Here is a 24,595-nt window from a genome sequence, read left to right as displayed (position 1 = left end):
CGCCTTTGCGATTTCCCTATGCTCGTGTGGAATTTCAATGACTTGAATTGCAAGTTATAAATAGCACAGGGCTTTTCAGGCATCCGGCCCTGATTCATCCGGCGGGGGCCGCAGCGGCAAATGGGGGGTTTGCTCTTTCGGGCAAGCCCCTTCCTTGTCTTTCGAGACCCGTACCGGAAGAGCGGGAATCCGGCCATGGTAATTCAACGCATTAACGGACCATTACAGGCAGGTTTTCTATGATCACCATTCGCATCGACGGGAAAGAATGCCCGGCCCAAAAAGGGCAGACCATCATTGACGCCGCCCGCGCCAACGGCATCGATATCCCCTCCCTCGGCTACGACCCCCGTGTCACTCCACCCAGCAATGTGGAAGCAGCCTTCGTAGAACTCCATGAGAAAGAAGGCATCCGGTTCGTCTCGGCGACGGCGACCGCGGCGGCCGAAGGCATGGAGGTCCGCACGGAATCGGACGCCCTGACAAGTTATCGAAAAATCTACCTCCAGGCCATCCTCCGCCACCATTACGGCGACTGTACCGCACCCTGCGTCCGCCGCTGTCCCGCCCACATCGACATCCAGAAATACATCTATCACGTGGACGCCGGAAATTTTGCGGAGGCGCTGGAAACCATAAAGGAAAGCAACCCTCTGCCGGCCGTGTGTGGCCGTGTCTGCCCCCATCCCTGCGAAGCGGACTGCCGGAGAAACGCTGTGGACGGCCCCGTGAACATCAACAGCATCAAGCGTTTCGTTGCCGACTGGGACCGGCGCCAGCTTACCCCCTACCGGCCGGAATGTGCGCCCGACACGGGGTTCCGAGTCGCCGTCATCGGTGCCGGCCCCGCCGGGCTGACCGCGGCCTGGTTTCTCAGAAGGGCCGGACACAAGGTCGAGATCTTCGAAATGCAGGAGGCCGCAGGGGGAATGCTTCGCTGGGGGATTCCCTATTACCGCCTTCCGGAAGAGGAACTCGACGCGGAGATCCGGTCTATTCTGGATCTCGGAATCGACATTCATTACGGAAAGAAACTGGGACGGGATTTCACCCTCGACTCCCTGAAGAAGGATGGATTTGACTCGGTTTTCATCGGCCTCGGAGCACAAAAGGCAACCCCCATCGGGGTGGAAGGGGAAGACCTTCCCGGCGTGGTCTCCGGACTGGATTTCCTCGCCGCCCTGGCACGCGGTGAAAAGCCGGACACAGGAGACCGGGTGATCGTTCTCGGTGGCGGAAACACCGCCATGGACGCAGCGCGCAGTGCCGTCCGTCTCGGGGTCCGGGATGTCGTCGTGGCCTACCGGAGAACGCGCCGGGAAATGCCGGCCCAGGAGGAAGAGATCAAGGAGGCCCTGGAAGAAGGGGTGGACATCCAATACCTGACGGCCCCCCTGGCCATCAAAAAGGAAGGTCCGCTGCTCCGGCTGACCTGCACAAAAATGGAGCTTGGGGAGCCGGACAAGAGCGGGCGGAGAAGGCCCGTTCCCGTTCCCGGGTCGGAATTCACTCTCATGGCGACGATGATCATCTCCGCCATCGGCCAGGCCGTAGACGGTGACGGCATGGAAGACAGCCGGCTCCTCGACCGATGGGGAAACGTCCGCGTCGATCCGGCAACGATGCAGACGGAGATTCCCTGGGTCTTCTCGGGCGGAGACTGCGTCACGGGACCCGACATCGCCATTTCCGCCATTGCGGCGGGGAAAACGGCGGCGGAATCCATTGACTGCTTCCTCCGGGAGGAAGCGGTCCGGCTTCCCGTCACGCCTTACACCTGCACAAAGGGAGACTGGCGGGACATCCCGAAGGACGCCTTCAACGGCGTCAGGCCCGCCCGGAGAAATGAAATCGCTGTCCGGGCTCCGGAGGTAAGAAGAACCACCTTTGCGGAATCGACGCGGACCTGGGACGCCGACTCGGCCATGGCGGAGGCGTCCCGATGCCTCCTGTGCGGCTGCTCCGAGCGCTATGGATGCGATCTGCGCGATTACGCCAGCCGTTACGGCGTCCGGTACGATGAATCCCAGCCGGGAACCTCCCTGCCCGTGGATGACAACCACCCGATCATCCGGCGCGACCCCGGCAAATGCATTCTCTGCGGCCTCTGCCTCAAGGTATGCCGCGAGATGGAGGGGGTCTCGGCCCTGAGTTTTTACGAGACAGACAACGTGCTCACCATCGGCCCGAACGATCACCGTCCGCTCGATTTCACGACCTGCGTCGCCTGCGGTCACTGCGCAACCATCTGCCCCACGGGAGCGTTGACGCTGAAACCGGTCCTTCCTTCGCTGTACCGGGCCCTGCACAGCCCCGAGCTGACCGTGGTCGCCCAGATCGCCCCGGCCGTCCGCGCCGCCTTCGGACAGCATTACGGAATTCCGCCGGAAGGGGTCATGCCTGTGCTGAGCGCGGGGCTGAAGAAGCTGGGATTCAACTTCGTCTTCGACACCTGCTGGGCGGCGGACCTCACCATCATGGAGGAAGGCACGGAATTCCTCTCCCGTCTCGCCGAGGGAGGCGTGCTTCCTCAGATCACCTCGTGCTGCCCCGCCTGGGTGAACTACTGTGAGAAAACGGCGCCGGACATTCTGCCCAATCTTTCCTCCTGCAAGTCTCCGCAGCAGATGTTCGGCGCGGTCCTGAAACGGTACTTCGCCAGGGAACTCCGCCTGAGGCCGGAACTCCTCTGTTTCGTCTCGATCATGCCCTGCAATGCCAAGAAATACGAGGCCGCCCGTCCCGAGTTCTGTCCGGACGGCGTTCCGGACGTGGACATCGTGATCACGACGAGCGACGTGATCGCCATGTTCGAGGAAAGGCACATCGACCCCCTGTCGATTCCGCCCGCGGCCGTGGATGCTTTCTTCGGGAAGGTCAGCGGCGCCGGCATCATCTTCGGGGCCAGCGGCGGTGTGGCGGAGGCCGCCCTCCGCCTGGCCTCGGAAAAGATCACCGGCCGGCGGATGGAAAGCCTCAACTACGAGGGGGTCCGGGGCATGCAGGGGGTCAAGGAAGCCCTGGTCCGGCTGGGGGAGACGGACGTCCGGCTGGCCGTCGTCAGCGGACTGCAGAACGCCCAGGGAATGATCGACCGGATCCGTGCCGGCGACGCCCCCTACGACCTCATCGAGGTCATGGCCTGCCCCGGGGGATGCATCAACGGCTCGGGCAACCCGGCCCCACAGCTGAAAAGCGATACGGAGTACCGCCTGGAAGTCCTCTATCGGCTGGACCAGGAGGCCCCCATACGGACCAGCCAGGACAACCCGTCCGTCCAGGACGTCTATAGGAACTGGCTCGGACAACCGGACAGCGACCTGTCCCACCGTGCCTTGCATACGACGTACCGGCGCCGATCCATGCGCCCGCGAGACGCGGCCGATGACGTATCCCGCGCCGCTTCCGCGGTTCTGGACGTAGGTGTCTGTATCGGCACGAACTGTTACATCAAGGGATCCTGGAGGCTGTTGGAGGGCCTGGCAGCCGAGCTGAAACGACGGGGGCTCCTGGAGCGCTGCCGCGTGAAGGCCCGTTTCTGCACAGGACAGTGCCAGGACGGCCCGAACATCACCATCGGCAGCCGGATCTTCGGCACCGTCAATCCCGATGATGCCGCGGGCATTATCGACCGGTACCTGCTACCTGCCCTGAACGGAGAACTCGAGGGAGAGGAATAAGGCTCATGCTCATCATCACCATCTGCGTCGGCAGCTCCTGCAGCCTCCGGGGGTCCGATGAACTGGCCTCGGGAATCCAGCGGCTCATCGAGAAAGAGAAACTCGAGGGGCTGGTCGACATCGTCGGTGCCTTCTGCATGGATGCATGCTCCAAGGGCGTTTCCGTGACGGTGGACAACCGCGAATTCAGCGGCATCCGGCCGGAAGACGCGGAGGCCTTCTTCTATCGTGAGATTCTTCCGCTTGTCAGCGACCATGAGATCCTGAGGGGGCGATCATGAGCGAACCGGTCATCATCACAAATACAGCCCTGTGCCACGACTGCTACCGCTGCGTGCGGAACTGCGACGTCAAGGCGATCCGGGTCATGAACGGACAGGCCCAGGTCGTTCAGGAGCTCTGCATCCTTTGTGGCACCTGCGTCCGCGTCTGCCCCCAGAAGGCAAAAGGCGTGCGTTCCGCCAGGCAGATTGTGGTTCAGGCCCTCCGGGAAGGCAGGAAAGTCGTTGCCTCCGTAGCCCCGTCGATTCCCGCTTTTTTCCCGCTCCGGAGCTTTGCGCAGGTGGAGGAGGTCCTGAAATCACTCGGGTTTCACGCCGCCGAGGAAACGGCCGTCGGTGCCCACATCGTGGCCCAGGCCCATCGCGAGTACATGGAGCAATCGACGGACCACTGGCCTGTCATCGCCTCCTCCTGCCCGGTCATCGTGAATCTCGTGGAAAAGTACTACCCGGACCTCATCGGCCACCTGGCACCCATCGTATCGCCCCTGATCGCCCACGGCCGGATCCTGGCCCGGAAATACGGCCCCGAAGCGTTCATCGTTTTTATCGGCCCCTGCATCGCCAAGAAGATGGAAATCCACGACGAAGCCGTCGCCGGGGTCGTCCAGGCGGCCATGACATTCCAGGGTCTCCAGGAGTGGATGAAGGAAGCGGACATCGACTGGCCGGAGGCCGGGGAACGTCAAGGAGATCCAGTCCTCGAAACGGCGAGGTTATTTCCCATCGAGGGCGGACTGATCGGCACGGCCAGGATGAACACCGACATCCTGGACAAAAGAATGGTCATCGCCTCGGGTCTCCGGGCCTGCCGCGATGTCCTCGAGGATATCCGCTCAGGACAGATTCATGCCTCCCTGGCGGAGCTCCTGGCATGCAAGGGAGGGTGCGTCAACGGGCCGGTCATGGCCGGCATGGAAGGGGGCATCTACGCAGCCCGGGAAAAGGTGATCCGTTTCCAGAGCCGATGCCAGCCCGAGCTGCCCATGCCCAGGGAGAACTGGCCGGATGTGGGCAGGGGGTACCGGGACAGGATGGAGCGCATTCCGGAATTCAGCGAGGAAGAGATCCAGAAGGTCCTCCATCGCATCAACAAGTACACCCCCGACGACGAGCTGAACTGCGGAGCCTGCGGCTACTCCTCATGCCGGGAAAAGGCCCTGGCCACGCTGCGGGGAATGGCGGAAGTGACCATGTGCATTCCCTACATGAGGCGCCGTTCCGAATCGCTCCGCCAGGTGGTCATGGACGCCACACCCAACGCGATCCTCATCGTCGACGACGATCTGATGGTCCAGGACATGTCTCCCTCGGCGGAGACGCTGTTCCGGAAAACGATGTCCGAGGTGAAAGGCACGCACCTCTCCTGTCTCATCTCGGTCCTGGACGATTTCATCCATGTGCGCGACACGGGAGAGCCTGTCATCGGCAAGGCGAGGCGACTGAAGGAAGACCTGATCGGCGAGCAGTCCATCTTCCGCGTCGAAGGACAGCTTCTTATGGTGGCCATCATCCGGGACGTCACGGAACGGGAGCAGGAAAGAGAACAGTTTCACGTCATCCGGCGGGAAACCCTGGAACGGACCCGGGAGGTTCTGGGAAAGCAGATGCGGGTGGCCCATGAGATCGCCCATCTCCTGGGCGAGACAACGGCGGAGACCAAGGCCACGGTGACCCATCTGGCTAAACTTCTGGAAGGAGAAGATCGGGAGTGAGGCAGGTTGTCGAGTGTTCATGGCGCAGCCTGAACAAGGCCGGGGAAGAGCTATGCGGGGACTCGGTCATTATCCGGACCGGTCCGGACTCTTTCGTCGCCGTGCTGTCGGACGGCCTTGGCAGTGGCGTGAAGGCGAGCATCCTCTCCACGCTGACGGCGGAGATCGCCGCCCGTCTCTTCGAATCGGGGATCTCCGTGGAAGAGGTCATGCAGACCATTGTGGAGACCCTCCCGGAATGCAACGTGAGAAAACTGGCCTATGCCACGTTCGCCGTCCTGATTGTGAATGAAGGCCATCGCGCCCATCTCGTGGAATTCGACTCCCCTCCCCTGATCATGATCCGGGACAACGCAATCTTCGAATTGCAGACGGATAAGCGGGAGGTGAGCGGCCGCCTGATCCGGGAAACCCGCTTCGACGTCCGGGACGGCGACTACCTGGTCATGATCAGTGACGGCTACGAACACGCGGGCCTCGGTGGGATTTACCGGCTGGGGTGGCGATGGCCGAATATTGCACTGGCGGTGCAGCGCTTCGTCCAGACAGGCGTGGACACGCACAGGCTGATGCTGGCCCTGTCGCGGACCTGCATGAAGCTCTACGACGACAAACCCGGAGACGATTCGACGGTCATCGCCATGAAAATCAGGCCGGCCGTGTCCCTGACCGTTCTCACGGGTCCCCCCGCAGACCGGAACCTGGACACAAGCGCCGTTTCCAGGCTGATGGACGCCGAAGGGTACAAGATCATCTGCGGGGGAAGCACCGCCCAGATGGCCGCCCGTGTTCTCGACAGGAAACTCGAGGTGGAGTGGGTGCCTCCCTGGAAACGGATGGATGACAAACCTGCCCGGAAAAAGGGCTCTCCCCCTACGGCACTCCTCCAGGGAGTCGATCTTGTCACCGAGGGGATCCTGACGTTGGGCCAGGCCGTGGAACTCATGCGGACCGTCGGGACCAGCGAAGATCTCCCCCACGACGACGATGCGGCCACCCGCCTGGCGCGTTATCTTCTCGATGCCGACGACATACAATTGATCGTCGGTTCCGCCATCAATCCCAACCAGGTTGCCGACCTGATCCGCGGCGAGCCGATGCGCATGGTGTATATTCGCGAACTCGTTCAGGATCTTACCAGGAGAAACAAGCAGGTCCACGTCGAGCGCATCTGACCCCGCGGGAGTCATTCATCATCGAGGATGATCGTATGCTTCCCCGACGGGGGCTGAATCAGCCGTCTCGGCAGCGAGATTTTCACCGTGGTACCGGTCGGACCATCCTCAGGACGGGCGTTCGATTCGATGCTCATTGCACCCCGATGGGCCTTGACCGTGCCGTATGCCGACGGGAGTCCGAGTCCCGTCCCCTCGCCGACCGGCTTGGTCGAGAAGAAGGGCGTGAACAGCTCGTCCATGTATTCTTCCGGGATCCCCGTCCCCGTATCGCGGATCGTAATCATGATCCTGTCGGCGCTTTCTTCGCCGGAGACCGTTAACGTACCGCCCCGGGGCATGGCTTCGACAGCGTTTTGTTCAAGATCAGCCAGGGCCTTCACGATGCGTTCGTGGTCCAGCCAGACGTCTTTGTCCCGGATCTCGGACTTGAGGACAACCTCAACGGATTGCGGCACCGAGAGGGTCTGGAGGCTGTCCTCAAGGATGCGTAAAATATCGGTTTTTCTTAATTTTAATCCGTGCAAAAGGGGAATGCCTCCTTTGTGAGCCTGTTCAGACTATCCGGGGCCTTTTTCCTCATATCTCGGAGAAGACCGCTTCCGGTTGAATGCCTCCCGGGAAGGCCTGTTCCCTGAAGCCGCACCCTGCCGCAACATAATATCCCGAGAGGGCCGAGTATACACGAGAGCGAGGCATCCCCGCAAAACGTTTGCATTGGAAAAAGGATCATGATAGCCTCTCCCCTCGTTTTCGGGTGTGTTCCATTCCTTTGTCTCTTCATGCGTATGACGGTTTGAAGCCTAGATCCGATTCCATATCCGAGGGAAAAATCGTTTTCCCGGATAACAACACTCTTCGGACGCTGCTGGGCGAACACGACCGGCACATCAAGCTTCTCGAAAAACTCCGGGCGGTCAGGGTGGGGGTCCGTGGCAATGTCCTGTCCATTTCCGGCGATGCGGACGATGTGGAGCTGGCCGAGAATCTTCTCAATCAGCTGTATTGCTTAATAGAAAAGGGCTATCCTCTCTACTCGTCCGACATCGATTACGCACACCGGATTCTATCGGAAGACTCGCGGACAAACCTGGAAAGAATCTTCCTCGATACGGTTTTCATCCCCTCCAAGAAGCGTCCCATCACCCCCAAGAGCATCGCCCAGAAGGGATATATCGATGCAATCCGCAAGCATGACATGGTGTTCGGCATTGGACCGGCGGGAACGGGGAAGACCTATCTGGCCATGGCCATGGCGGTTTCCTGCCTCCTGGAAAAGAAGGTGCACCGGATCATCCTGGCCCGGCCGGCCGTCGAGGCGGGCGAAAAACTCGGATTCCTTCCCGGAGACCTCTCCGAGAAGGTCAATCCGTATTTGCGCCCCCTGTATGACGCCCTCCATGACATGATGGATTTCGAACGGGCATCGGCCATGATTTCCAAGGGTATCATCGAGGTGGCACCGCTCGCGTTCATGCGTGGCCGTACCTTGAATGATTCCTTCGTGATCCTGGACGAGGCCCAGAATACGACCTCCGAGCAGATGAAAATGTTCCTGACCCGGCTCGGCTTTGGATCAAAGGCGGTCATCACGGGGGATGTCACCCAGATCGACCTTCCGGAAGAAAAGGCCTCCGGCCTCGTGGAAGCGGAACGGATCCTGGGACGGATTTCCGGCATTCGCTTCGTCTATTTCAGCGAACTGGACGTCGTCCGCCATCCTCTTGTTCAAGACGTGATCCGGGCTTACAACCATCTGGGCCGAAGCCGCAGACGGGCGGATGATAACGGAACATGAATCCCATCGACCGAACCGTTGAAAGCATTTCGTCCAGTCTTCGGAAGGCCGTCCGTGAGGTGCAGTTCCTCCCTCCCTTCGCCCGGAACCGGCAGTTCCAGATGTGGGCTACCGCGATCCTTCTGTCGCTCATCGTTGCCTATCTCCTGACTCCCACGGTTCATTTCATCCCGCCCAGCTACAAACTGGGCTCCATTGCCGCCAGAGACATACGGGCAGACCGTGATTTCTTCGTGGAGGACAAGGCTGCAACGGAACTGAAGAGGATGGAGGCGGTCAATTCCCTTCCAGCGATCTATGATCTGGACATGGATATGCCCGATCGGCAGCGGCTGCAGATCGAGCGTGCTTTTTCCGCCATGGAAGCAGCGATCCGGGGCATTGACCGGACAGCCCTGTCGGTGGGTGTCCTGACGGTCAAGGACCTTGGAGAAATCGCGCGTGGACGCAAGGATATGGAGCAGGTCCTCGGGGTTTCCATTCCGGAACAGGAGTTCCAGGTCCTCTTGAAATACCGCTTCTCGGCGGATCTGGCGGGCAAGATTGTCCGGCTGCTCACGTCCGTCTATCGGACGGAGTGGATTACGAATGTCAGCTTTCTCACCCGGGACACCAGGAACGGCATCATCGTCAGGGATCTCAAGACACAGCAGGAGGAGCGGTTGTCGGACCTCTCGCCGATCTGGCACATGAGGGACGCGGAGAATCTGGTGCGCCGGAAAGCCTCCCTTGTCCTGAGGGATGAACGGGAGGACGTCCGGAGGGCCGCCACCGGCCTGATCATCAGGCTCATTCAACCGAACCTGATCCTGAACCAGCCGGCAACGGAAAAAGAGCGCAAAACCGCCATCGACACGGTCAAGCCAGTCCTCTACCAGGTCCAGAAAGGAGAGGTGATCACCCGGGAAGGGCAGAAAATTACTACGTCCGACCTGGAAAAAATCACGGCCCTCTACAAGATCGAAAGCGACAGCGTGACGGAAAAGATTGCCATGTATGCGGGCATGCTGCTCCTGACGATGTTCTTCGCGCTGACCCTATATACCGTAGCCCGCCGCTGGCTTCGCAAACCCAATCAGGAAAACGCGGATCGAATCTTTCTTTCCCTGACGATTCTCCTTCATTTTCTACTGATCAAGGCGGGGATTTTTGTGGCGGGGGCGGTAAACCGCGCCTTTCCCTTCATTCCCACCGAAGCGGTCTATTACGCAATCCCGTTCGCATTCGGCCCGATGATGGTCGCCTTTCTCATCATGAGGAAGCTGTCCCTCCTGTTTGCCGTATTCACGTCGGTTCTGGCATCGTTTCTTTTCGACAGCCTCATCTCCATGACGCTCTATGCCCTCCTGGGAAGCATCGTGGGCTCCTACTACATCGCCCACTGCCGCCAACGGTCTTCTTTCCTGCGGGCCGGTTTCCTCCTCGGAATCGTCAACGTGGCGATCATCCTCTGCCTGGGGCTCCTGGAAGGTTCGCTGTCCGATATGGCCATCCTGGCGAAGCTGGCCATGGGATTCCTCGGGGGTCTCCTGTCCGGCATTTTCGTGGCCGGAATCAGCCCCCTGTTCGAAAGCGTATTTCCCTACACGACCGACATCAAGCTCCTGGAGCTGGCCAATCTCAACCAGCCCATTTTCCAGCGGATGATCATCGAGGCACCCGGCACCTACCATCACAGTGTTGTCCTCGGCTCCATGGTCGAAGCCGCCGCGGAGAGCATCGGTGCCAATTCCCTCCTGGCAAAAGTGGGCGCCTATTACCACGACATCGGGAAACTGGCCAAACCCCTCTATTTTATAGAGAATCAGCGGGACGGGGAAAACAGGCATGAAAAGCTGTCTCCCCGGATGAGTGCACGGGTCATCACCGCCCATGTCAAGGATGGCTGTGAGCTGGCCGCTCAGGCCGGCCTGAACCAGGACGTCCTCAACATCATCCGGGAGCACCACGGAACGAGCCTGGTCACCTACTTCTACGAAAAGGCCCGCAAAGACAAGGATCCTTCCATCCGAGCCCTTCCGGAAAGCGATTTCCGATACCCCGGTCCGAAACCGCAAAGCCGCGAATCGGGTCTCGTTCTCCTGGGGGATGTCATGGAGGCATCATCCAGGACGCTGACCAATCCAACCCCGGCCAGGATCCGGAATTTCGTCCAGGAACGGATCGAACGGGTGGTCGCCGACGGCCAGCTCGATTCCTGCGCTCTGACGCTGATGGATCTGAACATGATCGCCGAGAGCTTCACCCGAATCCTGACGGGCATGTTCCATCATCGCATCGACTACCCGGCTCCACCCGCCCGGGAAACAAACGGACGGAAGGAGTCATCCACTCCCAACGGACAGAATGGACATCTGGATCGAAAACCGACAGAAAAAGGAAAAGATCGACCGGCGTCGGGTGCGGAGCGCGCTGCGTAAGGCACTCCACAGGCTCGGCCGGGATGACGCCGAGGTAAGCCTGCTTTTCCTCGATGACGAAGGGATTCGCGAGATCAACCGGACCTATCTGAACCGGGATTATCCCACCAACGTCATCTCCTTCTCCATGACCGAAGGCCCCTTCGGAGATCTGAATCCCCGGGTCCTGGGCGACATTGTGATTTCCGTGGAGAGGTCCCGCGCGGAAGCCCTGGAATCAGGGCTGGCCCCGGAAGACTACCAGGACTTCCTGATCATCCATGGGCTCCTGCATCTCCTCGGGTATGATCATGAATCCCCCCGGGAAGAGGATGGGGAGCACATGCGGGAGATGGAGCGGGAGATTTTCCGCCTTATCAAGGGATACCGGATCGGCGGTGGGGATTGAACGGACATCCGGCGGAGCCGCAACGACGGGCGGCTCCGCCGGATGTCGGCGGGTCGGTGGAGATTACCGGATATGGATGATCTGCCCGGGCTGGATGGAATCTCCATCCCCCAGGTTGTTTGCTTTTCTCAGGCTGTCAACGCTCGTTCCGTTACGGACGGCGATCCGAAAGAGATTATCCCCCTTGCGGACCTTGTATGACCTGCCTGCCTCTCCGGTGGATGATGCTCCGGATTTTGCTTTTTTCCCGCTCTTCTGAACCTTCTTTTCCGCTGCTTCCCCGGAGGTATCCTCATCGTTCCCCCGGGGCGGGACCTTCAACAACTGACCGGCGATGAGCTTGTTTCCCTTGATCCTGTTGAGCCGCCGGATCTCTTCGGGGGTTGTGTCACAGCGCTCCGCCACTTCCGAAAGGGAATCTCCCCTTTTCACCCGATAGGTGGCGCCCCCCCCGGATGATGCTTTTTTCCTGGCTTCTTTGACCGGTGACACAGCGGCTTTTCTCGCCACCGGGATTGAAAGCGGCTGCCCGACCCGGACTCCTTTCCTGGACAAGCCTGGATTGCAGGAACGGATGGCCTGGGTCGTTGTTCTGTATTTCCTGGCGATGGACGCCAGGGATTCCCCCCGTTTCACCCGGTGCCGGACAAACCGGCGGGGATCACGTTCCGGCGCGGGCAGATCCCACCTGGGAATCTCGTCCATTTTCTTGACCAGCAATTCCCCTTTTTCAATCGGCACCCTCAGGTCGTAGTCCTGGTCGGGGGTGATGCCGTGGCGTAGCTCCGGGTTCAGAAAGACCAGAGTCTCTTCGGAGGTCTCGATCCGGGTTGCAATCTCCGCCAGCTTCATGGACTTCCTGACCTTCACTGCTTCATAAGGGATCTCCTTGTCCAGCGTCTCGGGCAGCTCCATCCCGTATTTCTTCGGATCCCTGATGATGTGCAACGTCGCCAGGAATCGCGGCACATAGCGCGCCGTCTCATAGGGCAGCATGTGGTAAAGATCCCAGAATCGGTCCAGATAGTTCAGCTTCTGCTGCGAGATGACCCGGAGAACCCTTCCCTCACCGCAATTGTACGCCGCCAGCACCGTCAGCCAGTCACCGAACATCTCGTGGAGGGCCTTCAGGTAGTCGATGGCCGCCCGGGTCGACTTTTCCACATCCATCCGCTCGTCGACCCAGTCCGTCCGGTTCAGGCCGTATTTGTAACCGGTGGAAGGGATGAACTGCCATGGCCCCAGCGCTCGGGCCCTAGAGAGGGCGCGGATCTTGAATCCGCTTTCCACAAGGGGCAGCCAGGAAAGCTCTTCCGGCAATCCGGCCTTTTTGAGTTGCCGGACCATGGCAGGGCGGTACATACCGGAACGCCGGTAGGACTCGATGAAGAAATTCCGTTCGATCGTCTGGAAGGATCGGATCTCCTTTTCCACATCCGCATTTATCAGGAGGGGGATCTCTCCGCGCTTTCCTTTGGCCTCGGTCCTCATGGAGGTATAGATGGCCAGGATGCGACGGGCCACAAGCAGCCTCAGGTCATCCTTCTGCCGGGCGACAACGGGGTCCCCGTCCGTTTCCAGGACCAGGGCGTAGGCCTGATCGAGGAGCTCCAGGGCCCCTTCCAGATCCCCCCTGGACCAGGATGCCTGGGATTCTTCCAGGAGGGCCAGGGCTTCTTCCATCAGGTCCTGATCCTGTCCCTCCCCGTTCTTTGTTTCCGGCTGCACGGGATCCGAAAGTGCGGCTTTCTTTTCCACAGAACCCGGATTCCCCGCCGTCCGCGCTTTTTCTGCAAACGGGTCCTTAACATCCATGGCAGCGGCAATCCCCGGATTCGCCGACGGCTGTCCCTCAGCACTCCATCCCGTTCCGGGGAAACAGCAGACAAAAACCACCAGGAAGATGAACCGGCAAACGGATCGTTTCGACATGCTGCAACTCCTTCCCTTTATCTCTTGGAAGCCGCGAGAAGATAGGCCTCGATGAAATCGTCAATCTCCCCGTCGAGGATGCGGGTGACATTGCCTGTCTCAAGACTGGTTCGGTGGTCCTTGACCATCTTGTAAGGATGGAGGACATAGGACCGGATCTGGCTCCCCCAGGCGATGTCTTTCTTCGACTTCTCCATTTCGTCCTGTTTGGCCCGCTGCTCCGTCAACTTGCGCTCGTACAGGCGGGATTTGAGGTACTTCATGGCCATGGACTTGTTTTTGTGCTGGGACCGCTCGTTCTGGCACTGGACCACGATGCCCGTCGGAATATGGGTGATCCGGACGGCCGAGTCCGTTTTGTTGACGTGCTGTCCGCCGGCTCCGGTGGATCGGTAGGTATCGACGCGCAGGTCGTTCTCGTCGATCTCGATGACGATCTCGTCGCTCACTTCGGGATAGACGAACACGGAGGCAAAGGATGTATGACGCCGGGCGCCGGCATCGAACGGAGAGATCCGGACTAGGCGATGAATGCCGATTTCCGCCTTGGCATAGCCGTAGGCGTAGGGCCCTTCCAGCGTCATGGACGCGCTCTTGATGCCCGCCTCTTCACCGGGCAGGAGATCGATCACCTGCATCCGGTAGCCTTTTCGCTCCGCCCACCGACCGTACATCCGGAAGAGCATCTCCGCCCAGTCCTGGGCCTCGGTGCCGCCGGCGCCGGCGTTGATGTTGAGGATGGCGTTGAGCCGGTCTTCTTCCGCACCCAGCATGAGGCGGAATTCATCGTCCCGGACACTCGTTTCGAGACCGCCGAGTTCCCGGGAGATATCGCGGAGCGTATCCTCGTCCCCCTCCTCGGAGGCCATTTCGTAAAGCTGGGCCAGATCGCGGTAAATCCGTTCCCTTTCCTTCCAGCCGCTGATGACCTCTTCCAGGCGGCTCTTCCGCTTCAGGACTTCCCTGGCCGCTTCCGGATCGCTCCAGAAGTCGTCTTTCAGGATCCGAGTCTCCAGGGCGTTTTTTTCGGTTTCCTTGCCGGCAACGTCAAAGGCACACCCCGAGGTTTTCAATCCTTTTCTGAAGATCCTCAAAAGTCTGCGCCAGTGCTTCAGATCCTTCGATCATGGTTCATTCTCCTTTTATTGTCGTCCTCTCGGGGGATCTGTCCGGCTGGAACGGGGCCGGCCGATGCGACCCGGTGATGAAAAGCCGATCACCACGAGGGTGCCGCCCAGGCAAAGGTAAACAAAGATGTCCCCATATGCCCCATAAACCGTCTTCTCGTCAATGAATTTCACGCTTCCGGCGAGGGTGGTCCGCTCGAAGATGCCCGTCCGATCCGTGATCCGGCCGAGCGGATCCACGACGGCCGATATTCCCGTATTGGCCGCACGTACGAGGTAGAGCCTGGTTTCCACGGCCCGGAAGACCGTCATCGAGAGGTGCTGGTAGGGAGCGGAACTCCGGCCGAACCAGGCATCGTTGGTGATGTTCACCAGCAGGTCCGCTCCCTGGCGCTTGTATGCCCGGCCTGCTTCCGCGAGGATCCCCTCGTAGCAGATGAGGATCCCCGGCCGGTGAACACCCATGGACAGGACCTGGTATCCGGCGCCGGACTCAAAATCGCCGATTCCCTCGGTGAGTGCAGTGAGGAAGGGAATGATCCGTCGGAACGGAACATACTCCCCGTATGGCACCAGGTGGACCTTGTCGTACCGGTCCTGCAGGACTCCCTCCGGCGATACGAGGAATGCGCTGTTGAAGGAGGCGATCTCGCGCACCCGCTGTTCATAGCGGGGACTGCCCAGGATCAGCCAGGATGCGGTTTCACGGGGGAGCAGAACCACCTGCCGGTGCAGGTCGTCCCGGTCCTGGAAATAGAAGGGCGCCGCCGTCTCCGGCCAGACGATGAGGCTCTCCGGCGGCGGTGCCGCCCGGCGGGACAGGGAGGTGTAAATATCGACCGTCTCCTTCTGGTACGCGGGATCCCATTTCACGTCCTGTTCGATGTTTCCCTGGATGAGGCGAACGGCCAGAGAGGGGGCACCTTCGAGCTTCTTTCCGATATCTCCGATCCGCCACCAGCCGTAACCGTGACCAGCCGCAAGCAGAAGGATGCAGGCCAGGGCCTCCCGGATCCACCGCCGGTCCCCCGTCCGCTCGAAGAGGATACGGAAAAGGACGGCATTGGCCATGACGACGAGGAAGGTCAGCCCGTAGGTACCGGTGAACTCGGCCATTTGGATGAAGGGCAGGTTCGGATACTGGGAGGCGCCGAGGTTCGCCCAGGGGAACCCGCTCAACAGGTGGGACTTGACGAATTCAAGGGAAGTCCACAACAGGGGGGCGGCCATCACAACGGGAATGCCCCGCTTCCGGAGCCGAACCAGGAGTCCGGAAAAGATGGAGACATACAACCCGAGGTAAGCCGCCAGAAGAAGCATGACGGGGATTCCGACCGCAACGGGAAGCCGGCCGTAATGGACGACTACGTGGACGATCCAGTAGAGAATCCCGACGTAGCCGGTGAAACCGGCCAGCCATCCCAGCCCGAACGCCTTCAGGGGCGAAGCGCTTCGGACGGCAAGAAGGAGCGGTACGAGAGCGAACCAGGCCACAACGGCGGAGCCGTAGCGCGGGAAAGACAGGAAGAGAAGCACCCCGCTGGCCAGAGCCCAGAGCCAGCCGTAATATCCCGGGGCGGCCGGCGAACTTCCGGTTTCGCCGCTTCCTTTGATTCCATTACCTGTTTCACGCCGGTCAGACCGTGCCATGGTCGACCGGAAGCTTCTTCATCCTGACCTTGCGTATTGTTCGCTCATTCGCGGCGTCGATCAGGATTTCAAACGGCTCGATGGTTATGGTCTCTCCGGGTTCCGGAATTCGCATGATGTGGTGAAGGATCAGGCCGCTGACCGTCTCGAACTTCCCCCGCGGCAGCTTCACCTGGAAATGATCTTCGATCTCCTCGATCTCGACGCGGCCGTCCAGGAGAAAATAACCGTCCGCCACGGGGACAATGCGTCCCTCCCGGCTGTCGTGCTCGTCGTGGATCTCCCCCACGATCTCTTCGATCAGGTCCTCGAAGGTGACCAGTCCGGACGTGCCGCCGTATTCGTCGATGACGATGGCCATGTGGTGCTTCCGTTGCTTGAGTTCATGGAGGAGGATATGGGTGTTTTTCGTTTCCGGGATGTAATAGGGCTTGCGGAGAGCCTGCAGGATGTCCTTTTCGTCGACGGGCTTCGACCAGAACTTGAGCAGGTCCTTTACGTTCATGACGCCGACGATGTTGTCGATGCTTCCCTGGTAGACGGGCATGCGGGTATGTCCGTGGATGCGAACCAGATCCAGGATCTCCTCGATGGTCGACCGGGAGCTGATCGCCACCATCTCTGTCCTCGGGATCATGACTTCCCGGACGACGGTATCGCGGAATGCCAGAATGTTCTGGATCATGTCCCCCGACTGCGAATCCAGAAGCCCCTTTTCCTCGCCGTCGTCGACGATGGACTGGATTTCCTTCTCCAGCCGACCCGGATCGCTGGGAGTGATCATATCCCTCAGAAACGCGGATACTTTTTTCTTCATCCCTTGCCCCCTATTCCTCACAGCCGGATTCAAAGCCCACGCAGATATTCGGGTCTCAGCAGCTTCCTGTCGCGGGATTCAACGACTTCCCGGATGAGCTGGACCGTGGCCTCCTTCTCTTCCGGGAGCCGCGCCCGGATCGGAAGATAATTCGAGGCATGGTTGGACGTGAAAAAACAGTTTGTGAATCGGGATCTCCCGATCATGATCCCCAGTTCCTCGAGAAAACCGTACTGGTCGGGCAGAATGAACCGGCCTGCTTTCCAGTCGTCGTGCAGCGGCGTTCCGGGCACGAGCATCAGGGTCAACGCACCGGTATAGTCCGGATCCATCTCCGTCAGGATGTTCGCGGTCGAAAGGGCATGTTCCGTGCTCCCCTCCTCGCCTCCGATACCCAGCAGCACGGTCACGGACAGGCTGATGCCCGCTTCCTTCAGCTTTTGCCCCGCATCCACCAACTGTTGCGGTGTGGCGCCCTTCCGGATTTTTTCCAGGACCGACGCGCTCCCGGACTCCACCCCCAGGTAGGCGATCCCCAGCCCCAGGTCATGGAGCTCCTTGAGCTGTTCCGGGGTTTTTTTCCGCACGCTCTTGGCATTTGCGTACAGACCGACCCTCCGGATACCCCGGATGTTGTCCCTGAGTTCCGTGAGGATTTCAACCAGCCTGGGCTGCGGGAGAATCAGGGCATCGCCGCCCACGAGAAAGACCTTCCCAATGGGGCGCCTCTGGGAGAGACGGGCCGCCTCCCGGATGTCCTCCCGGATTTCCTCAAACGATTTGATGCGGAACTTCTCGCCCTTGTACGTCGGGCAGAAGGTGCATTTGTTATGGGAGCAGCCCACACTTACCTGAAGGAGAAGGCTACCCGCCTCGCTGGGCGGCCTGATGATCATTCCCTCGTATTTCATGTTCCTACCATCGAAAAAAAAAAGGGGGTTGACCTGTCTGGCCAACCCCCATCAGCATATTTGGCGGGGCCGATGGGACTCGAACCCACGGCCTCCGGCGTGACAGGCCGGCGTTATAACCGACTTAACTACGACCCCGTTATGCTCTGATTCCTTAATAAAAGATTACCCCTGTTCTACCGTGAATGCAAACAAGAGTTTCTCTCTATTTGGTAGGCGGAACAGGACTCGAACCTGTGACATCCACGGTGTAAGCGTGGCGCTCTCCCAGCTGAGCTACCCGCCCAAATCCGGAGGCCGCCCTTTAGCAGATCAAAAAGTGTCTTGTCAAGCCCAACCTTGTGCGAGATTCTGTCAGTGGGCAACCACCGTGGAGACGGAATCGCTGCGGGAATCGGGATTCGCCTCCCCGCCGCTCTCCAGGAGAGCGTTTCCTGCAAACAGGGGCATTTCGCCGGCGGGCTCGCCTACGAAGGCCACCTTGAGAACGTCATCCATGTGCTCAACAAAGACAATCTCCAGTGCCTTCAATACGTTGGACGGAACTTCCGCCAGATCCTTCTCGTTGTCCTTGGGAATGATGACGGTCTTCAGGTTGCCCCGGTGAGCCGCCAGCAGCTTCTCTTTCACCCCCCCAATCGGCAGAACCCTTCCCCGGAGGGTGATTTCTCCTGTCATGGCCAGGTCGCCCCGGATCTTCCGGCGAATGAATGCGGAGGCAATGGAGGTCGCCATGGCAATGCCCGCGGAAGGTCCGTCCTTGGGGATCGCCCCCTCGGGAACGTGGATATGGACGTCCACATCCTTGTAGAAGTTTTCTTCCAGGCCGAACTTTTCCGCCCTGGCCCTAACGTAGGTCAGGGCCGCCTGAACCGACTCCTGCATGACGTCGCCCAGCTTGCCCGTCATGACCATCCGGCCCGTTCCCTTCATGAGGGACGACTCGATATTGAGCAGCTCCCCACCCACTTCCGTCCACGCCAGACCGATGCAAAGCCCGATTTCGTCTCTTCCGTCCACCTCCCCGTGCCGAAACTTGGGTACACCCAGATACTTGGAGATGTTCTTCGAGGTAATCTTCAACTGGTTCTTTTTCCCGTTCGTCACGATCTCCCGGGCCACCTTCCGGCAGATGGAGGCGATCTCCCGCTCCAGGTTCCGCACTCCCGCTTCCCGGGTGTACTGCCGGATGATCCCCAGGATCGCACCATCCGTGAATAGAATGTTCTCCGGCTGAAGACCGTTTGCCTCCATGGACTTCTTCACCAGGAACTTCTTGGCGATGTTCAGTTTTTCCGGTTCGGTGTAGCCTGCGATCCGGATGACCTCCATGCGGTCCTGCAGGGGGGCCGGGATGGTCTGGAGGACGTTGGCCGTCGTGACGAACATGACGTCGGACAGGTCGTAATCCACCTCCAGGTAGTGATCGTTGAATGCTCCGTTCTGCTCCGGATCGAGCACTTCCAGAAGAGCGGACGACGGATCGCCGCGGAAGTCGGAAGACAGCTTATCCACCTCGTCGAGGCAGAAAACGGGGTTGCTGGTCCCGGCCTTCTTCATGAGCTGGACGATTTTGCCGGGCAGGGCTCCGATGTACGTTCTCCGATGACCGCGGATCTCGGCTTCGTCCCGTACGCCGCCCAGGGAAAAGCGCACGAATTTTCGGTTTGTAGCCCGGGCCACGGACTTGGCGATGGAGGTCTTCCCGACCCCGGGAGGTCCCACGAGGCAGAGGATGGATCCCTTGTTCTTCTTTACCAGGCTCTGAACCGCCAGGTATTCCAGGATCCGCTCCTTCACCTGCTTGAGCCCGTAGTGATCTTCCTCGAGAACGGCCTCGGATTCCTTCAGGGTAAAGGCATTTTCCGTCTTCTCGAACCATGGAATGTCGAGGAGCCAGTCGATGTAGTTGCGGACAACCGTCGCTTCCGCCGACATGGGGGCCATCATCTGCAGCTTCTTGATTTCCTGGCGTACCTTCTTCTCGGCCTCCTCGGACAGCTTCTTTGCCTTGAGCTTCTTCTCCAGTTCCTGGATCTCGTTCTTGAAGTCGTCCTTCTCTCCCATCTCCTTCTGGATGGCTCGCATCTGCTCGTTGAGGTAATAATCCTTCTGGGTCTTTTCCATCTGCTTCTTGACCCGTTTCTTGATCTTTTCCTCCACCTGCAGAATCTCGATCTCGCCGACCATCAACTCATAGACGGCCTCCAGCCGCTCGTTGAGGCTCGTAATCTCGAGGACCCGCTGTTTTTCCTCCAGCTTGACGTTCAGATGGGAAACGACGATGTCCGCCATCTTGGCGGCGTCATCCATCGCGGTAACCGTGGCGATCATTTCCACGTGGATCTTTTTGCTCAGCTTCACATAACTCTCAAAGGCTTCCTTGAGGTTTCTTACCAAAGCCTCCGTTTTTACAGGATCTTCTTCCTCGTTATCGATCATCTCCTGCACGCGCACGAGGAAATAGTCCTCGTTGGGGAGGTACTCTTCGATAACCCCCCGGCTCTTGCCCTCGACCAGCACCTTCACGGTGCCGTCGGGAAGCCGAAGCAACTGGATGATGATACCGATGGTGCCGATCGAATAGATATCCTCTTCCGCGGGCTCATCCTTCTGGGCCAGTTTCTGGGCTACCAGGAAGATCCCCTTCTCGTGTTTCATGGCCGATTCGAGGGCGGAGATCGACTTCTCCCGTCCCACAAACAGGGGAACGATCATGTGCGGGAAAACGACTACGTCCCGAAGCGGCAGGAGCGGAATGGAAACGATCCTGGTTTTTTTTTCATCGGCACTGCTGTCTAATATGGCCACTGGGTCACCCCGTCTTTTTCTTTATTCATTCATCCGGCTTCTTTGCCGTTCAGGCCGTCTCGGTTTTCGTTTCCAGGACGAACAGCGGCATTTCCTTCCGGAGCACCACTTCATCGCTGATGATGCACTCCTGGACATCATTCCGGGAGGGAAGATCGTACATGATGTCCAGCATTGTGTTTTCGAGAATCGCCCTCAACCCTCTGGCGCCGGCCTTGCGCTCTACCGACAGTTTGGCAATCGAGCGAAGGGCGCCGTCCGTAAACTTCAGGGCAACATTCTCCATCTCGAATATTTTCCGGTACTGCTTGATGATCGCGTCCTTCGGCTCCACGAGGATCCGCATCATGTCGTCCTGGGTCAGCTCGTCAAGGGTCGACACGACGGGAAGCCGCCCGATGAACTCGGGAATCATCCCGAATTTCAGGAGGTCTTCCGGCTGGACCTCCGAGAGGAGCTCGCTCAGCCGCCGATCCCGCTTGCTCCGCACCTCGGCGCCGAATCCCATGGAACTGGCGCCGATTCGCTTGGCGATGATGTCCTCGATCCCGTTGAAGGCCCCCCCGCAGATGAACAGGATATTCGTCGTGTCCACCTGGATGAACTCCTGCTGGGGGTGCTTCCTCCCGCCCTTGGGGGGAATGTTTGCCAGGGTTCCCTCAATGATCTTCAGCAAGGCCTGCTGCACGCCTTCACCCGACACGTCCCGGGTAATCGAAGGATTCCCCGATTTCTTGGCGATCTTGTCGATCTCGTCGATGTATACGATACCCCGGGATGCCCGCTCCACGTCATAATCGGCGTTCTGCAGGAGGCTCAGGATGATGTTCTCCACGTCCTCTCCCACGTATCCCGCCTCGGTCAGGGTTGTGGCATCGGCGATGGTAAACGGTACATTCAGGATTTTTGCCAGGGTCTTGGCGAGCAGTGTCTTGCCGGAGCCCGTGGGCCCGATCAGCAGGATGTTGCTCTTCTGGATCTCAATGCCGTCCAGACTAACATTCGAAGTAAGCCGGCGATAATGGTTGTAGACCGCCACGGACAGCACCTTCTTCGGCTTCTCCTGGCCGATGACGTACTGATCCAGGAAAGATTTGATTTCCCTGGGCTCCGGGATTGCCTGGCGGGGTTCGTCGAGAAGGGGCGCATCCGTCTCCTCTTCCACGATGCACCGACAGAGCTCGATGCACTCATCGCATATATATGCCGTGGGCCCGGCGACGAGCTTGCGGACCTCGTTCTGGCTCTTGCCGCAGAATGAACAATACAGCATTCCGGGCCCGCCGTGCACATCCCGTCCTTTTCTTGCCATGTCTGTCTCCTGTTTACTTCATCTGCCGATTCCCGTCCCTTCCGGCCCGGCCGGTTCAGGAGCGGGAAGCGTTTTTTACCGATTTTCCTTTGCGGGCCTTTTCTGGAGAACTTCGTCGATGATTCCGTACTCCCTGGCCTGCTGGCTTTCCAGGTAGTAATCCCTTTCTGTGTCCGCCTGTACCTTGGACAGGGACTGTCCGGTCAGATCGGACAGGATGGCATTCAGCCGGTCCTTCAACCGCAGGATTTCCCTCGCCTGAATATCAATATCCGTCGCCTGTCCCTGGAAACCGCCGAGGGGCTGATGGATCAGGATTCGCGAGTGCGGAAGGGCGAAACGCTTGCCTTTCTCTCCCGCGGCCAGCAGCACCGCACCCATACTGGCGGCCTGTCCCATGCAAAACGTATGGACGGGACAGCGGACGTATCGCATCGTGTCAAAAATGGCCAGTCCCGAACTGACGTGACCGCCCGGCGTATTCAGGTAAAAGTAGATTTCCCGGTCCGGATCTTCCGACTCCAGATAGAGGAGCTGGGCGATGATGAGATTCGAAACGTGATCGTCGATCGGCGTGCCCAGGAAAACGATCCGGTCCTTCAACAGGCGTGAATAGATATCGAATGCACGCTCTCCCCGACCGTCCTGTTCCACCACCATGGGAACCAATTGCATCAGGCAACCTCCCCGGCGCCGGCGACCGCCGCGGCCGCAACGGGAGTGATCTTCCCGCGGTCGATGATGAAATCGAACACCTTTTCGTTCCTCAACTCCAGGCGGATGTCTTCGATCCGCTCCTCCTCTTCGAGCTGCTGCCTCAGTGTGTCGACAGGCATCCCTCTGCGCGAAGCCAGTTCAAGGATCCTCTTTTCCAGTTCCTCTTCAGCAACGTCAATGGCCTCAATCTCAGCGATTTTCTTCAGCAGAAGGATCGATTTCACAACCTTCTTCGCCTCTTCGCGCATCTTTTCCAACTGCGAGAAGGCCTGCCGGGATGCCTGCTCCCTGGGCATTCCCTGAGCCATCAGGGACCGCTGCAGATCGCCCATCATGAGAATCACCTGGCGGTCCTGGAAAGAGGGCGGAATCTCAAAATCATGGGCTGTCACGAGTTTTTCCAGGATCTGGTCCCGCAGGGCCGCCCGGGAGCGGGCCTCCACCTCTTCCCCGAGGGACTTCCGGAGCTCGGCCCGGAATTCTTCCATATTTTCGTACTTCTCGAAGTTCTTGACAAATTCTTCGTTCACTTCAGGAAGCTTCTTTTCGCGGATATCCCGGATCTTCACCTTGAATATTGCTTCCTTGCCGGCCAGGTCGGGCACCCCGTATTCCAAGGGAAACGTGATGGGAAACTCCTTTTCTTCTTCCTTCGACATCCCGACGAGCTGATCTTCAAACCCCGGGATGAACCGTCCCGATCCGACTTCCAGGAAATACCCGTCCGCCTTCATTTCGTCGCGGGCCACACCGTCCAGAGAGCCCTGAAAATCGAAGGTGACAAAATCTCCGCGGGCGATCGGCCTGTCATTTTCGAGCTCTCCCATCGTGGCGAACATTTCCCGGATCTGCTCGATCCGCCGGTCCACATCTTCCTCGGAAACGGATGCCTCTTGCTTCTCCAGTTGCATTTCGATGTAATCCTTCGGCTCGACCACCGGCTCCACTTCCACCGTTGCGGTAAAAGAGAAGCCCTGATCGGGGACGATCCCCTTCTGGTCGATGACCGGCTGCGCCACCGCCTGGATTTCATGAGCCTGCAGGGCATCCCAGTAATATCGGTTCACCAGGTTCGTGACGGCGTCACCCTCTGCCTGATCCTTGTAATATACCTCCAGTACCCGCCTTGGCACTTTTCCCTGCCGGAAGCCCTTCACGTGGGCCTTTTTTCCGACCTGGCGATAGGCCGCCTCCAGTTCCTTTTTCACATCCTCCCAGGGAACGTCAAAAGACAGCTTTTTCTGGACCGGACTGATCTCTTCAATCTGAACCACTGTTGTCGCCTCCGTCACGATAGTTCTCCTGAACTGGGATAACGGCTGATGGAGAAAGGGGGTCGGGAACAAACCCGGGAATGGCCTTGTGAGAAAATTGGAAAGTGAACCCTGATCGCGTCACCCGATAAAATCCTGAATCCTCCAGCCGTGGTATGATAATCATCCTACAGGGGTGCGTCAATAGTGAAAAGTACCCGTGCTGTCAAGCAAAACCTAAATCACGGCCGATAAAGGGAATTCAGGGGGAGGCGGTGTGGTTTTTCACATACGGTCCCCCGAAATATCGTGAAAAACTGGAATGGACCCCGATTGGATCGCTGGATAGGACACCTTTGTCTGCTCTGCCGGCCGCAGGCCTTTTCCCGCAGGCCTCGATGTGGTCTTTGCAGGTCTTTCCGAATTCTTATCCGGGATGTCATCACGAATCGGAAGGAAAGGTACCGGTATGGCCGGCTATGAATGCCAACTGCTTTCAGGAGTTCAGAACCGGGCAGGCTATACAGCGGATAGAGCGGACGGGCAATCCCGATTCAGGAATGGAACAACATGGTTTCGAAGATCACATATGCAGAGGGTTCCTGCCG

17 protein-coding genes and 2 tRNA genes are annotated in these 24,595 nt (G+C 59.2%); 7 read left to right on the top strand and 12 right to left on the bottom strand.

The genetic code is table 11. The features are described 5' to 3' along the window. Positions 1 to 239: 239 nt before the first annotated feature. From PLO63_07565 to PLO63_07550, 4 genes are read left to right on the top strand one after another with little or no spacing between them, the layout of a single operon-like run. Complete coding sequence (locus PLO63_07565) at positions 240 to 3,680, top strand: NAD(P)-binding protein (protein ID HOI73988.1); 3,441 nt, start codon at positions 240 to 242, stop codon at positions 3,678 to 3,680. A gap of 5 nt (positions 3,681 to 3,685) precedes the next feature. Next, complete coding sequence (locus tag PLO63_07560; GenBank protein ID HOI73987.1) at positions 3,686 to 3,961, top strand: (2Fe-2S) ferredoxin domain-containing protein; 276 nt, start codon at positions 3,686 to 3,688, stop codon at positions 3,959 to 3,961. Next, on the top strand, positions 3,958 to 5,676 hold the full coding sequence (locus tag PLO63_07555; GenBank protein ID HOI73986.1) for a [Fe-Fe] hydrogenase large subunit C-terminal domain-containing protein: 1,719 nt from the start codon (positions 3,958 to 3,960) through the stop codon (positions 5,674 to 5,676). Before PLO63_07560 ends, PLO63_07555 begins: the two co-directional genes overlap by 4 nt. Further along, the gene (locus tag PLO63_07550) at positions 5,673 to 6,851 is read left to right on the top strand and encodes a SpoIIE family protein phosphatase (protein ID HOI73985.1); all 1,179 of its coding nucleotides are present in this window, start codon (positions 5,673 to 5,675) and stop codon (positions 6,849 to 6,851) included. Before PLO63_07555 ends, PLO63_07550 begins: the two co-directional genes overlap by 4 nt. A gap of 11 nt (positions 6,852 to 6,862) precedes the next feature. Here PLO63_07550 and PLO63_07545 read toward each other — a convergent pair whose 3' ends face one another. Continuing rightward, positions 6,863 to 7,378, bottom strand: a complete 516-nt coding sequence (locus tag PLO63_07545) for an ATP-binding protein (GenBank protein ID HOI73984.1) — start codon at positions 7,376 to 7,378, stop codon at positions 6,863 to 6,865. 269 nt (positions 7,379 to 7,647) lie between these two features. Here PLO63_07545 and PLO63_07540 point away from each other — a divergent pair, with 269 nt between their 5' ends. Genes PLO63_07540 through ybeY form a run of 3 tightly spaced genes read left to right on the top strand, consistent with a single transcriptional unit; the run spans position 7,648 to position 11,457 of the window. Continuing rightward, entirely contained in the window at positions 7,648 to 8,649 is a 1,002-nt protein-coding gene (locus tag PLO63_07540; protein ID HOI73983.1) for a PhoH family protein, read from the top strand. Next, positions 8,646 to 11,069: an HDIG domain-containing protein gene (locus PLO63_07535; GenBank protein ID HOI73982.1), complete on the top strand. Its 2,424-nt coding sequence runs from the start codon at positions 8,646 to 8,648 to the stop codon at positions 11,067 to 11,069. The genes PLO63_07540 and PLO63_07535 overlap by 4 nt, the downstream gene beginning before the upstream one ends. After that, on the top strand, positions 10,996 to 11,457 hold the full coding sequence (gene ybeY, locus PLO63_07530; GenBank protein HOI73981.1) for an rRNA maturation RNase YbeY: 462 nt from the start codon (positions 10,996 to 10,998) through the stop codon (positions 11,455 to 11,457). Before PLO63_07535 ends, ybeY begins: the two co-directional genes overlap by 74 nt. Before the next feature lie 63 nt (positions 11,458 to 11,520). On the opposite strand, the gene PLO63_07525 is transcribed toward ybeY, so the two are convergent. The 11 genes from PLO63_07525 to tig form a co-directional block, all read right to left on the bottom strand. After that, a complete protein-coding gene (locus PLO63_07525; GenBank protein HOI73980.1) occupies positions 11,521 to 13,389 on the bottom strand; it encodes a LysM peptidoglycan-binding domain-containing protein in 1,869 nt (622 codons plus the stop codon). Between the two features lie 17 nt (positions 13,390 to 13,406). Further along, positions 13,407 to 14,517 (bottom strand): peptide chain release factor 2 gene (gene prfB, locus PLO63_07520; protein HOI73979.1). Its coding sequence is split into 2 segments (ribosomal slippage): positions 13,407 to 14,438 and positions 14,440 to 14,517, totalling 1,110 coding nucleotides; the frame shifts between segments, so codons are not numbered across the junction. Between the two features lie 14 nt (positions 14,518 to 14,531). Next, on the bottom strand, positions 14,532 to 16,166 hold the full coding sequence (gene lnt / locus PLO63_07515; protein HOI73978.1) for an apolipoprotein N-acyltransferase: 1,635 nt from the start codon (positions 16,164 to 16,166) through the stop codon (positions 14,532 to 14,534). Then, positions 16,153 to 16,983 carry a hemolysin family protein gene (locus tag PLO63_07510; protein HOI73977.1) on the bottom strand — a complete coding sequence of 277 codons (831 nt, stop codon included), beginning with the start codon at positions 16,981 to 16,983 and terminating at the stop codon, positions 16,153 to 16,155. The genes lnt and PLO63_07510 overlap by 14 nt, the downstream gene beginning before the upstream one ends. Before the next feature lie 29 nt (positions 16,984 to 17,012). Beyond that, entirely contained in the window at positions 17,013 to 17,894 is an 882-nt protein-coding gene (locus tag PLO63_07505; GenBank protein ID HOI73976.1) for a radical SAM protein, read from the bottom strand. Between the two features lie 61 nt (positions 17,895 to 17,955). Continuing rightward, positions 17,956 to 18,032 (bottom strand) — tRNA-Asp (locus PLO63_07500). Positions 18,033 to 18,104: 72 nt separating this feature from the next. Beyond that, a tRNA-Val gene (locus PLO63_07495) sits at positions 18,105 to 18,180 on the bottom strand. 68 nt (positions 18,181 to 18,248) lie between these two features. Beyond that, positions 18,249 to 20,705 (bottom strand): endopeptidase La, encoded by a 2,457-nt coding sequence (gene lon, locus PLO63_07490; GenBank protein ID HOI73975.1) that lies wholly within the window; start codon positions 20,703 to 20,705, stop codon positions 18,249 to 18,251. 49 nt (positions 20,706 to 20,754) lie between these two features. Further along, positions 20,755 to 22,017: an ATP-dependent Clp protease ATP-binding subunit ClpX gene (clpX, locus tag PLO63_07485; protein HOI73974.1), complete on the bottom strand. Its 1,263-nt coding sequence runs from the start codon at positions 22,015 to 22,017 to the stop codon at positions 20,755 to 20,757. Positions 22,018 to 22,092: 75 nt separating this feature from the next. Further along, positions 22,093 to 22,692: an ATP-dependent Clp endopeptidase proteolytic subunit ClpP gene (clpP, locus tag PLO63_07480; GenBank protein ID HOI73973.1), complete on the bottom strand. Its 600-nt coding sequence runs from the start codon at positions 22,690 to 22,692 to the stop codon at positions 22,093 to 22,095. Further along, positions 22,692 to 24,026, bottom strand: a complete 1,335-nt coding sequence (gene tig, locus PLO63_07475; protein ID HOI73972.1) for a trigger factor — start codon at positions 24,024 to 24,026, stop codon at positions 22,692 to 22,694. Before tig ends, clpP begins: the two co-directional genes overlap by 1 nt. Positions 24,027 to 24,595: the final 569 nt, after the last annotated feature.

It is taken from the genome of Syntrophales bacterium (genome assembly GCA_035363115.1).
Lineage (GTDB): Bacteria > Desulfobacterota > Syntrophia > Syntrophales > PHBD01 > PHBD01.
Note: the sequence above shows the minus strand (reverse complement) of the source record. Positions and strands in the feature narration are given on the sequence as shown.